The 11,755-nt window shown below is 51.0% G+C and carries 10 protein-coding genes and 1 pseudogene; 6 read left to right on the top strand and 5 right to left on the bottom strand.

Annotated elements, in window-relative coordinates:
- Positions 1 to 17 precede the first annotated feature (17 nt).
- Complete coding sequence (gene pyrC, locus H6585_06090; protein MCB9447898.1) at positions 18 to 1,286, top strand: dihydroorotase; 1,269 nt, start codon at positions 18 to 20, stop codon at positions 1,284 to 1,286.
- Between the two features lie 55 nt (positions 1,287 to 1,341).
- Here pyrC and H6585_06085 read toward each other — a convergent pair whose 3' ends face one another.
- Positions 1,342 to 1,521 (bottom strand): hypothetical protein, encoded by a 180-nt coding sequence (locus H6585_06085; GenBank protein ID MCB9447897.1) that lies wholly within the window; start codon positions 1,519 to 1,521, stop codon positions 1,342 to 1,344.
- 75 nt (positions 1,522 to 1,596) lie between these two features.
- On the opposite strand from H6585_06085, the pseudogene H6585_06080 reads away from it, so the two are divergent.
- Positions 1,597 to 2,651, top strand: a pseudogene (locus tag H6585_06080) (IS3 family transposase).
- Between the two features lie 111 nt (positions 2,652 to 2,762).
- On the opposite strand, the gene H6585_06075 reads toward H6585_06080, so the two are convergent.
- Both H6585_06075 and H6585_06070 read right to left on the bottom strand, forming a co-directional pair.
- A complete protein-coding gene (locus H6585_06075) occupies positions 2,763 to 2,954 on the bottom strand; it encodes a hypothetical protein (GenBank protein MCB9447896.1) in 192 nt (63 codons plus the stop codon).
- A 25-nt stretch (positions 2,955 to 2,979) separates the two neighbouring features.
- Positions 2,980 to 3,588, bottom strand: coding sequence for a hypothetical protein (locus tag H6585_06070; GenBank protein ID MCB9447895.1), 609 nt, complete (start codon positions 3,586 to 3,588; stop codon positions 2,980 to 2,982).
- A gap of 245 nt (positions 3,589 to 3,833) precedes the next feature.
- Here H6585_06070 and H6585_06065 point away from each other — a divergent pair, with 245 nt between their 5' ends.
- Positions 3,834 to 4,391: a transposase gene (locus H6585_06065; GenBank protein MCB9447894.1), complete on the top strand. Its 558-nt coding sequence runs from the start codon at positions 3,834 to 3,836 to the stop codon at positions 4,389 to 4,391.
- Between the two features lie 211 nt (positions 4,392 to 4,602).
- Here H6585_06065 and H6585_06060 read toward each other — a convergent pair whose 3' ends face one another.
- Positions 4,603 to 7,635, bottom strand: coding sequence for a T9SS type A sorting domain-containing protein (locus H6585_06060; GenBank protein ID MCB9447893.1), 3,033 nt, complete (start codon positions 7,633 to 7,635; stop codon positions 4,603 to 4,605).
- 237 nt (positions 7,636 to 7,872) lie between these two features.
- Entirely contained in the window at positions 7,873 to 8,640 is a 768-nt protein-coding gene (locus H6585_06055) for an MBL fold metallo-hydrolase (GenBank protein MCB9447892.1), read from the bottom strand.
- A gap of 217 nt (positions 8,641 to 8,857) precedes the next feature.
- On the opposite strand from H6585_06055, the gene H6585_06050 reads away from it, so the two are divergent.
- Genes H6585_06050 through H6585_06040 form a run of 3 tightly spaced genes read left to right on the top strand, consistent with a single transcriptional unit; the run spans position 8,858 to position 11,743 of the window.
- Positions 8,858 to 9,988, top strand: a complete 1,131-nt coding sequence (locus tag H6585_06050) for a Re/Si-specific NAD(P)(+) transhydrogenase subunit alpha (GenBank protein ID MCB9447891.1) — start codon at positions 8,858 to 8,860, stop codon at positions 9,986 to 9,988.
- 21 nt (positions 9,989 to 10,009) lie between these two features.
- Complete coding sequence (locus H6585_06045; protein MCB9447890.1) at positions 10,010 to 10,324, top strand: NAD(P) transhydrogenase subunit alpha; 315 nt, start codon at positions 10,010 to 10,012, stop codon at positions 10,322 to 10,324.
- Positions 10,325 to 10,327: 3 nt separating this feature from the next.
- A complete protein-coding gene (locus tag H6585_06040) occupies positions 10,328 to 11,743 on the top strand; it encodes an NAD(P)(+) transhydrogenase (Re/Si-specific) subunit beta (protein ID MCB9447889.1) in 1,416 nt (471 codons plus the stop codon).
- Positions 11,744 to 11,755: the final 12 nt, after the last annotated feature.

Genomic DNA, 11,755 nt, shown 5'->3' with positions numbered 1-11,755 from the left:
AAAAGACACGATCACCTATGAAAATCTGGATCAAGTCTGCCAGGATTATCGACCCTGACTCACCCCATCACAACAAGAAAAGAGACATTCTGATTGAAAGCGGAAAGATCACGCGCATCGGCACCAACCTGAACCCACGCGGTGCTGAAAAGCTGGAAGCCGACAACCTGCACGTGTCTCCGGGGTGGTTTGACATGCAGGCCTTTGTTCCCGACCCGGGCCACGAATACAAAGAGAACCTGGCATCTGCCTGCAACGCTGCAATGCGCGGCGGCTTCACCGGCATCGCCCTGCTGCCCGACACCCATCCGCCGAGAGACTCAAAATCAGATATCGAATACGTCATCAACCAATGTAAATCCTACCTGGTGGATGTACACCCGTACGGCGCTGTTTCGGAAGGATTGAAAGGCGAAAACCTTACCGAGATGCACGACATGAAGCAAGCCGGTGCGGTTGGGTTCACGGACGGCAAACACCCCGTGAGCAATGGAAACCTGCAACGCCTGGCACTTCAGTACTCAAAAGATTTCGGAGGCCTGATCCTCAGCTTTCCCTTTGAAAAGAACATCGCCGGCAAAGGCATCGCCCACGAAGGCCCGGTGGCCACCTCCCTGGGTATGGCAACCATCCCCGTACTCTCTGAAGAACTGATGGTGAACCGCGACATCTACCTGGCACAGTACACGGGCTCACGCATTCACTTCTCCACCCTATCCGCCAAGTCTGCTTCGGAACTGGTAAAAAACGCACGCCAGAAAGGTACCCAGGTAACCGCTGGCGTAGCAGCCCATCACCTGCTGCTGACAGAAGATGCACTGTCTGACTTTGACAGCAACGCCAAAGTCATCCCTCCTTTCCGTTCCAAATCCGATAGAGACGCGATGCGGAAAGCTGTAGCACAAGGCATCATCGACGTGATCTGCTCCGACCACTGGCCGGAAGACCAGGATGAAAAGAGAAAAGAATTCGACCTTGCCGCTTTCGGCGCCGTAGGTTTTGAAACCGCATTCGCCGCCGCATGGACCGCTCTTGAAAAAACAGCAGACCTGGCAACGGTCATCAAGGCCCTCTCCGCCAACCCGCGCCGCATCCTCGGCCTGGCACAACCGGTGGTAGACGAAGGACAGCAGGCCAACCTTACGCTCTTCAACCCCAACCACCTCTGGCAGGTGGAAGAGAAGCAACTGGCATCGCGATCCAAAAACTCACCGTTCCTGCAACAGGAACTGAAAGGAAAAGCACTGGGTGCTATCAACAAGGGGCAAGTTCATTGGGTGGGGTGATTTGAAAATGAGGGAATGTGACGATTTGAAAATGGTTCGTCACTGACCTTATCATTTACTTCTCCCAATGGTTGAGCCAGAAGCCGGTGATCGTTGAATCAGGCCCGTACTGAAATGCCAGCGTTTTGGTTTCTACCGGGTAATCGTCCCAATTGAACTTCATCATCACACCATACCAGAAGGTATTGGGCTCGTCGGGTCCGTAACAGTCGGGTTCGCCCAGGAGGCCCAACACTTCGTTCTGAAGACTTCCCTAAAAAACGTAGCGAATAAAAATAGAAATTAGTCGCTAACTTTAACAGGGAACAAAATGAAGAAGAGCAAATTCACCGAGAGCCAGATTGTAAGCATTCTCAAGGAGCAGCAATCGGGCAAAAGTGTCAACGACATCTGCCGGGAACACGGCATCAGTCAGCCCACGTTTTACCAGTGGAAGAGCAAGTACTCCGGGCTTGAAGTCAACCAACTCAAACGGTTGAAAGAACTGGAGAGCGAACTGGCCCAATACAAGAAGATCGTAGCGGAGCAGACCCTGCACATCACCGTACTGAAAGATGTGATTGAAAAAAAGCTCTAGGGCCTGCCGAGAAGCGCGAGCTGATCGGTTATGCAAATCATCAACATAAGATCAGCATCCGGCAGGCCTGTGTGTTGTTTACCATCCAACAGTCGGTGTATTACTACCACCCCAAACCCAAGGACGATCAGATGATCCGTGACCGGTTGGCGGAACTGGCCGAGCTGCATAGCCGCTGGGGCTTCTGGATGATGCACCACCGCTTACGCAACATGAACTACATATGGAATCATAAACGGGTATACCGCATCTATACAGAGATGGGATTGAACCTGCGCCGCAAAACAAAGAAGAGACTTCCACTGCGGGTGAAAGAACCGCTGCTTCAGCCACTGTATTCGAATGTAACCTGGAGCATGGACTTCATGCATGACGGATTGTACAATGGCATCAAGTTTCGCTCCTTTAACATCATTGATGATTACAACAGAGAGGTGCTCAATATCACCATTGACACCAGTCTGACCAGCAAGCGGGTGATCCGCCAATTGGATCAATTGATCGCCTGGCGGGGAAAACCTGAACGCATTAGGGTAGACAACGGTCCGGAGTTCATTGCCCAGGCCATGGAGGAATGGGCTGAGAGAAGAGGTATCCAGATGAAGTTTATAGAGAAGGGAAAGCCCCATCAGAACGGATATGTGGAGCGGTTCAATAAAACCTACCGGGAAGAAGTATTGGATGCTTTTTCGTTCACCCGACTGAAAGATGCACAGCTGTTGTCCCACGCATGGATGTGGATCTACAACAATGAGCGTCCGCACTCATCATTGGGATATAAGACGCCAGTGGCTTTTGCCCAGGAACGTCTTCGAGGCTACGCCTCTTCGACGTTCCTGCCCGATCAACAATCTGATTGGAAATCGTTAGTTTTAACTGCTACGAATTAAGGGGAGTCTTCAGTTCACCTTCATTCCCTTGTGCAGATGGCTTTGCATGAGGTCGCCCACCATGCTTTCGCGGTAACGATAAGTTCCCGGCTCCTGGTCCGCCCACTGCTTTTTATCAAAGGGCTTTTCACCCGGGCCGCAGGCGGCCAGTAAAAGAAGGAAGATGATCAAATGTTTGATGCTATGGATTGTTTCAACCATGTAGGCGCGAATATCCTCGTCCGGGCTATGTTAACTCATCTAACTTACGCTTAAGCTCCTCTTGATCATATTCAAAGGATCGGGACATGTGCAACATGACATAGTCGATACCCCAGCCATCCTTTACCTCAAAACAATACTCCATTGAAGACAGGTGACCACATAAGCTTTTAAAAAGCTCTGCGGACAAATTAACCATGTCTTCAATCTCAGCAAGATTCGGGATCACAACCCCGCTATTGGGGTCTTTATGAGCGAAGACTTTATTTCTGGCGGTAATAATTCTACTAATAGCATCTTCATTTTCCTGAATCTTCTCCTTAACAAATTCCCGAACGGGTTTTGTGGAATCTCTTAAGTCCTCACCAAAACACGAGTTTTCCAATTTGTTACAGAGTTTAGTAAAACTGCGCTTTTCATTGGACGAGTTATTCAGAAGTTTGGATAGTTGAACAACAGCAATAAATGCTAATTGATAAACATGATGTCCAAAAAAACCATGTGTTTTGAATTGATCTTCAAATTCATATTTAGTTTCATAAAGCCTCTTCAGGTTTTCAATACATATATGAAGATCAACCAAAATATTCCATTGATCCCGAATAAAATCTTCAAGTTCTTCTGGCATTGTCATGACAAACATTATTAATTAACCCATAAACCTGTATACAGGAACGCACCTTTTCATTTCATGGCTCAAAGCTATGAATTAGACCGACAAAGGCACAGCATTCGCCAAACACATTCCTCCGCCGCTGGCGCGGACGTCCTCGTCCGTGCCCACATTTCTTTTCAACCAATCGCTTTCCTAAACATACACATGCAAGTCTCGACACTTCTTTGGATCACCAGCTGTATTTCATCTTGTAATTTTGTTACATGTCCAGTAATTACAGGATACATCAGCCGGATAAAGCCTACTTCGTAACAATGACAGTTGTAGGATGGATCGACATTTTCTCCCGGCTGATTCAAAGAAAACGCATAGTCGACTGCCTGGCCTACTGCCAAAAAAACAAAGGCCTGATCATCTATGCATATTGCATAATGCCAAGTCATCTGCACATGATCTGCCAGGCTGATGAGGAACATAAGCTATCCGGAATACTTCGCGATTTCAAAACGTTTTCCAGCAAACAAATCATTCAAACCATCAAGGATGAACCTGAAAGCCGTCGTGCATGGCTGCTTGAACTACTTAAAGACAATCGGCCTTATCTCAAACAAAACCAAAAATGGAAGGTCTGGCAGGATGGTAACCATGCGAAAGTCGTATACTCCATTCCTTTTATACGACAGAAGCTAAACTATATTCACATGAATCCCGTGAAAGACCTAATCGTGGATAAACCTGAAGACTATGTATTCAGTTCCGCGCGAAATTATGCAAACATGAAAGGCTTGCTTGATGTGGTTTTATTTGACGGATGCAGTTAGGCCGTCGTGTACTTCTGGCACGGACGTGGAAAGATCAACGGACGTGGCACGGACGAAGACGTCCGCACCAGCACTCGACATGTTGAATATCTATACACCCCCGCTGGCGCGGACGTCCTCGTCCGTGCCACGCGCCCCGTCACCGTTGCACATCCAACAAAAAAGCCCCTCGCTAACAGCAAGGGGCTTTTACATTTGTAGTAAACACCACCTATTTCATCAACGTCACCTTCTCGCCTTTCCGGATGTTTCCGGCTTCGAACAGGAGCATGTACATGCCGGGCGCCAAATCATCTGTCGGAACCGTTACATGGTGTGCGCCGGTTGACATGGATCCGAAGTCGTGGCTGTATACTTCCTGCCCGAGGTTGTTCATTAAGGTCACACGCACGGGTTCAGGGCGCTGCAACTCAAAGTCGACACCTACCTCCGTGGTGGCAGGATTCGGGAACACTTTATAGCGGATCAATTCCTGTTCTTCTTTACCGAGCGGGTAGTTACCGGCCTCCCAGAGTTCGATGTCATCGAGCGCTGCTTCTACAATGCTGCCACCGTCCAGGTTCAGGCCCTGGTTGGGATGCAAGCTATCGGAAGCCACAAACTTCAGCTTCACCTGTGCAGAAGGTGTCACATAATCACGCACACGGAAGGCGAACCTTCTCCAGCTGCGATCCTGTGCATTGGTTTCTTCGATCTTGGTCCATGTGTTGCCATCATCGGTGGAGATGAATGCCTGCCACCAGTCGTTTCCAGGGTTAGCTCCACCCACGGGGCCGTTCACGTACCAGCGCCTCCAGGTGAACAGCGGGTTGGTCATACCGGTCAGGTCCCATACGGGAGATATGATGGAGGTCTTGCCACCGTCCACATCGTTCGTACCGATTGCATCGGAAGATGAATTGGCATTGCCCGTAAAGGCACATGCAATAGCACCGGAAGCGGGCGTGTAATCATCATCCACCTGTACCAGAGCGTCAGGGTCGCCCACGTCTGGGTTGCCGTCGCCATCCAGGTCTGCATAGGATGGAATGGGAATATCGATGGTCCAGAGACCGGTTGTGGCATTGTCGTCCGAGGCACCCACCACCCAGTTGCCGGAGAAGTCATCGAAGTCTTCATACTGCTGTTTGGTAAACCCTACCGTAACGAAATAAGGGATGTTCGGGAACACGGCTTTGTCGGCACCAACGGGTTGCACCGCGGCGATCTTGTTGTAAATATCTTCCAGTCCCACATAATAGCGCACCAGCGATCCATCAGGTTGTGCAGGAATTTGTCCGGTGTAGGTACTGCCTCCCGAATTGGTCAGCGCCACCGACTTCAGGGTGGATGATTCATTCACGGTATACCAGCAATAGGCATTCTGGAATGCCCATGCATAGGTGAATGTGATATCGGCTGTAATGGTGATGGGCGTGGCTGGAGTGGCCGAAGTCAGGTCTGTATGCAAGAGTGTTGCGTTCGACAGCAGGGTGATGCCGTGCCGTGCAAATGCATTCACAATGTCGAGTGCGCGGGGTGTTCCGTCTGTGATATCTCCGTTGTCGTCATCTTCTTGCAATGCATCGATCAGTATCTCGGTGTACACATCTCCTTCTGTTCCGTCGGGACCGGTGGCCAGTCCGTTAAAGGTAGCACTGAAGAGGTCCATCATATCCTGCACCGATCCGAAATTGAGGGCCACATCGTACCATGCGCCCGCAATGATCTCACCGTCGGCATGCACTTCACCGATGAGGTCTTTGGGATACACCTTCGGTTCGCATTCGGGGGCATAGCAGCGGAACAAGGCCGCCGCATCATCCTGGTAGGTGCCTTTTCCAATATAAGGCAGTTCGGTCACACCGATGGCCCATACGTCAGCATAGCCTTCGTTCATGGCACCGTTGGCGAAGAACGAACCTTTTGACTGGTAATAGTTGTCGTTGATGCCGTGACCATATTCATGATACACCACATCACCCAGCATCGACAGGGCGTAGCAGTTGTTACCGGTCACATAGAAGTTAATACTGGCACCGTCATAGAACGCGTTGCAGTTACCATCGGTCCGCTGCACCCTCACCGGCAGTTGGGTATCCATATCGGTGAACGATGTGAACTTGGTGCGCATGTAGTCGTGAATGATGTTGGTATGATAGTATCCGGAAATGGCCTCGGTGATGATGTTGGATGTGAGGTCCACCGTATTGCTGCCGGTGGTTAGACCGGTAGCATTGTAAGAGTAACCGGTGGTACCGGATGCACCCACATATACCACTGCATATGGCCCTTTCAGGTTCACCGTAGCGGATGCGGGGTCGGAAGGCAATGTAGCCACTCCGTTCACATCGGCATTCACACCACCGATCTCTACATATGGCATGGGCAACATCTGGGCGGCATCGTGCGGACTTGTCACACTCACTTCACCCTGTACGGTAACGGTGCTGTATGGCGAGGGGGTGTTGTCGCCTTTGTCGTTCATATGTGCGTATTGGCGCACGCGGTCTTTGCGAGACAACAGCTTGCCTGTATTCGCATCCACCAACACGTCATAAATGGCAGGCACCGATGCGTCATCCTCGTTCCGGGCATGCACCGTTGTGTTGTAAACAAGATGAAACGAGTAACTTCCATCACCCGGTACAGGAAGGATCTCCAGATCAGGTGACACTTCCGTACTTTCAATGGATCGCTGTATACCTTCGGTGGCGCTGCTGATGGAGGCATCTTTGGAAACGGAAGGCACCACGGGCATACTGATATGATTGAACACATCCAGTCCGAACATCACAACACGCCCGTCCAGCGTCATTTTCAAGGTTAGGCGGCTGTTGCGAACAGGCAATCCCTTGTAACGTTGCCGGAAGTTCACATAATGATATTTGCCTGATGAATGAAACTCCAGGAACTCCAGGTCGGCCACGGGAATGTGAAACCCCTGCAGTTCATGTTGGATGAAGTACATCGCCTTTTCACGGGGATCACCCGGTACCGGAACAGGTATGGGTTGCCCGAAGGCGCGGTGCGGCATCTGGTTGTTTTCATCATACACAACATACCAGGCACCATGTTTCTGAAGGAAAGACTGCCAAACATCTGCCTGTCGCAGGTTGGCCTGGATGGCTTCGTTGGGTTGATGCTGCTGGGCCCGGACGTATCGCACATCCATGGATCGGGATTGGTCACGCGGACCGTCGTTAGCGGCATTGCCTATAAATGCAAACAGGCATGCCGCCACAGTAAGGTAGCATTGTTTCATTGGTTGAAATCAAGAGGGATTAGAGACGGGCGCAAGTACGAAAATCCGGATAAGAATACCAAATCAATTTCAAAAAATTCCGGATCGCGCAACCCGCATGAATGAAAGGACACAAAAGATTTACAACAAACTTGCACCCTATCGGATTCACAAGTGAAAACCCGACCTGGGAGGCATCGTCAGCGGCGGCACCTGCATGGGGCATGCAGACACCTGAATTGGCGTGCATATTTGTTCTTATGTCAGGGTTACCTCCAGGCCATCAAAAGCGAGCGCCACGTTGGAGGGAAGTTCAACGCTCACCTCCGCATGCTTTCCAAGCTGGTGACTGATGTGGGTGAGGAAGGTTTGTTCCACTTCCAATTCCTTTGCCAGCTGTATGGCTTCATCAAGGGTAAAGTGAGAAATATGTTTTTCTTTTCTAAGGGCATTGATCACCATTACCCTGGATCTGCGAATCACATCCTTGGCCTCATCGTCCATGGCATTGGCATCGGTCACATAGGAGAAGTCGCCGATCCGGAAAGCTGTCACCGGCAGTTTGTGATGCCAGACGCGAAACGGCATCACTTCAAGTCCGCTTATATCGAAGGGAGTCCCTGGTTCGATCAGGTTTACATTCACCTTGGGTACGCCCGGGTAACCATCATCATGAAACACATAATGGAACTCGCGTTCGAGGCATTTGAACACATGTTGGGTAGCATACACATCCAGCGGTTTTTTTGCACGGAAATTGAACGCACGCACATCATCCATCCCGGCCACATGGTCTTTGTGTTCATGGGTGAAAAGCAAGGCATCGAGTTTCATGACCCGGCTGGCGAGCATCTGCTGACGGAAATCCGGGCCTGAATCGATCACCAGGGTCTGACCGCCGGTTTCCACCATCACGGATGTCCGCAGCCTTTTATCCCGGCTGTCTTCCGACTTACACACGTCACATTCACATGCGATCATGGGCACGCCGGACGAGGTTCCTGTTCCTAAAAATGTGATCTTCATTTTGAATGCCATGTCAAAGCCACAACTTGCCAGACGACTTCAAGCACATGGTTCACAAAGGTGCAAAATTATGGCAGATCGGTACACCACCGTCACATACGTTTGATCCTGACTTCATAGAACAGACAAATACAGGGCGGTTCAACGGTTTCGATAATCCAAATATCTTTTTTACTTTGGCTGCCACAACCGGTATTCACAACCAAATTCTACCATCGTGAAATTAGGTGTACCCAAAGAAACAAAGGAGCGGGAAAAGCGCGTCGCTCTCACCCCCACTATCATCAAGTCTCTTATTTCGAAAGGCTTTCAGGTAGTGGTTGAAAAAGGCGCAGGAGATAAAGCCTTCATAGCTGATACACAGTATACGGAAGCCGGCGCCACCGTGGCAGAGAAGCAACAGGTATACGCTGATGCCGATGTGGTACTGAAAGTGAATGCCCCGTTGCCGGAGGAAGTGGCACTGATGAAAAGAGATGCCGTGCTTATCTCCTTCATGTTTGCCGCCACCCATCCGGATCTGGTTGAGGCATGCGCCAAACAGGGCATTTCCGCCTATTCCATGGATGCCATCCCGCGCACATCTCTTGCTCAGAAGATGGATGCGCTCAGCTCACAGAACAACCTGGCCGGTTACAAAACCGTACTGCTGGCCGCCAATGCACTTGGAAAAATATTTCCCCTGCTGATGACTTCCGCCGGAACCCTGAAACCATCCAAAGTGGTCATCATGGGTGCGGGTGTGGCGGGCCTTCAGGCCATTGCCACCGCCAAACGCCTCGGTGCGATCGTGGAAGTATCGGACATCCGGCCGGAAACAAAAGAACAGGTGCAATCCCTCGGCGGCAAGTTCATTGAAGTACCTGCGGACGCCTCTGTAAAAATGGAAGGCGGTTACGTCAAGGGTGTATCTGAAGAATTTCTGCAGAAACAAAAAGAATTGGTTGCCAAACACGTGGCAGATGCCGATGTGGTGATCACCACCGCATTGATCCCCGGCAAGAAAGCACCGATGTTGATCACCGCCGACATGGTCAAATCCATGCGCGCCGGCTCGGTGATCGTTGACATGGCTGTTGAACAAGGCGGCAATTGTGAACTGAGTGAACTGGATCAAACCGTTGTAAAAGAAGGGGTGATCATCATAGGCGAATCCAACCTGCCGAGCCTCCTGCCGCTGAATGCCAGCGAGCTGTACGCCAAAAACATCAGCGAGCTCCTGTTGCACCTGGCCTCCAACGAGGGTTTCAAGTGGGACATGGAAGAAGAGATCAACAAAGGTTCGCTCATTGTCCACAAGGGAGCCAAAGTGCATCCCTCCGTTGTGCAAACCCAAGCCACCGCATAAACAATTAATATTCTCATTCTCATGGAAGCAGTCCTTGAATTCTTTTACCAGCACATGAACATGGTGTATGTGGTCATCCTCTCCATCTTACTTGGGGTGGAAGTGATCGCCAACGTACCGTCTGTCCTGCATACCCCGCTCATGTCGGGTGCCAACGCCATTCACGGGGTTGTGATCATCGGCGCCATCATCATCATGGGCAAAGCAGACACCACGCTGGCCATCATCCTGGGTTTCCTGGCCGTGATACTGGGAACGCTGAACGTGGTGGGAGGCTTTGTGGTCACCGACCGCATGCTGGAAATGTTTAAGAAAAAACCTGCAAAAAAAGACTAAGTCATGGGTGCCTACCTTTTGGAAATATCTTACCTGATTGCTTCAGTCCTCTACATCATCGGACTGAAGAAACTGAGTGGCCCAAAAACCGCCCGCTCCGGAAACCTGTGGGCTGCGGTGGGCATGACGCTGGCCATCTTCGCCACCATCTTTCTTTACAAGGATGAAAACGGCAAGCACCTGGGCAACCTGGCCTGGATCTTCGGCGGCATCATTGTAGGCACCGTCATCGGATGGATCATCGCCAAGAAAGTGGCCATGACCGCCATGCCACAAATGGTATCCCTCTTCAACGGAATGGGCGGTGCTTGTGCAGCCATCATCGGGCTGATCGAATTCCCGCACGCCCTGCACGCAGAGACCCCGCACACATTGATGCTGCTCACCATTTTCTGTGGCCTTGTGATCGGCAGCGTGTCCTTCTCCGGATCCATGGTCGCTTTTGCCAAGCTGAATGGCAACATGAAGAAAGACATCCGTCTCCCCTTCTACAACATATTGAATACGCTTCTGATCATTGCTATCGCCGCAGGCATTGCTTTCCTTCTTATCTCCGACATGCCGGCGGAACAAAAGGTAACATGGGTGTATGCGCTTACCGGCATCTCCCTCCTCTATGGCATCCTGTTCGTGATCCCGATCGGTGGCGCCGACATGCCGGTGGTGATTTCACTCCTGAACTCATTCACAGGTATGGCTGCAGCATTCGGCGGATTCCTTTATGACAACATGGCCATGCTCACGGGTGGTATCCTGGTGGGATCGGCAGGTACGATCCTCACCGTGGTGATGTGCAATGCCATGAACCGTTCACTGAGCAATGTAATCTTCGGTGCCTTCGGCACGGGCGGTGCTGTCAAAGCCGCCGGTGGAGACGGCCAACAGAAAAGCTTCCGGGAAGTTTCCATTTCCGACGTTGCCGTGCTGCTCAACTATGCCTCCAAGGTCGTGATCGTGCCCGGTTACGGTTTGGCCGTAGCGCAGGCACAGCACGTGGTTCACGAACTGGAAGAACTCCTCGAGTCAAAGGGCGTGGAAGTAAAGTATGCCATCCACCCGGTGGCCGGACGTATGCCCGGACACATGAACGTGCTCCTTGCCGAGTCGAATGTAGACTATGGCAAGCTGGTGGAAATGGAAGACATCAACCCCGAATTCTCCACCACCGACGTGGTACTCGTATTAGGCGCCAACGACGTGGTAAACCCTGCCGCGAAGGAAGATCCTTCAAGTCCGATTTACGGCATGCCCATCCTGAATGTTGAAGATGCCAAGCAGGTCATCATCAACAAGCGCAGCATGAGCGTGGGTTATGCAGGGATCGACAACGACCTGTTCTACCGCGAAAAAACCGGTATGCTTTTCGGCGACGCCAAGAAGGTACTGGCAGGGTTGGTGGAAGAGGTGAAAGCTTTATAGTCGTTAGTCTTT

The sequence above is a fragment of the Flavobacteriales bacterium genome, from assembly GCA_020635855.1.
Classification (GTDB): Bacteria; Bacteroidota; Bacteroidia; order JACJYZ01; family JACJYZ01; genus JACJYZ01.
The sequence above is the reverse complement of the archived record's forward strand: the minus strand, read 5'-3'. Positions and strand labels throughout refer to the sequence as shown.

Coding starts and splice junctions, on each gene's coding strand:
- H6585_06065 (MCB9447894.1), top strand. CDS start 3,834: ATGTCCAGTAATTACAGGATACATCAGCCGGATAAAGCCTACTTCGTA.
- H6585_06045 (MCB9447890.1), top strand. CDS start 10,010: ATGGAAGCAGTCCTTGAATTCTTTTACCAGCACATGAACATGGTGTAT.
- pyrC (MCB9447898.1), top strand. CDS start 18: ATGAAAATCTGGATCAAGTCTGCCAGGATTATCGACCCTGACTCACCC.
- H6585_06040 (MCB9447889.1), top strand. CDS start 10,328: ATGGGTGCCTACCTTTTGGAAATATCTTACCTGATTGCTTCAGTCCTC.
- H6585_06060 (MCB9447893.1), bottom strand. CDS start 7,635: ATGAAACAATGCTACCTTACTGTGGCGGCATGCCTGTTTGCATTTATA.
- H6585_06055 (MCB9447892.1), bottom strand. CDS start 8,640: ATGAAGATCACATTTTTAGGAACAGGAACCTCGTCCGGCGTGCCCATG.
- H6585_06075 (MCB9447896.1), bottom strand. CDS start 2,954: ATGGTTGAAACAATCCATAGCATCAAACATTTGATCATCTTCCTTCTT.
- H6585_06070 (MCB9447895.1), bottom strand. CDS start 3,588: ATGACAATGCCAGAAGAACTTGAAGATTTTATTCGGGATCAATGGAAT.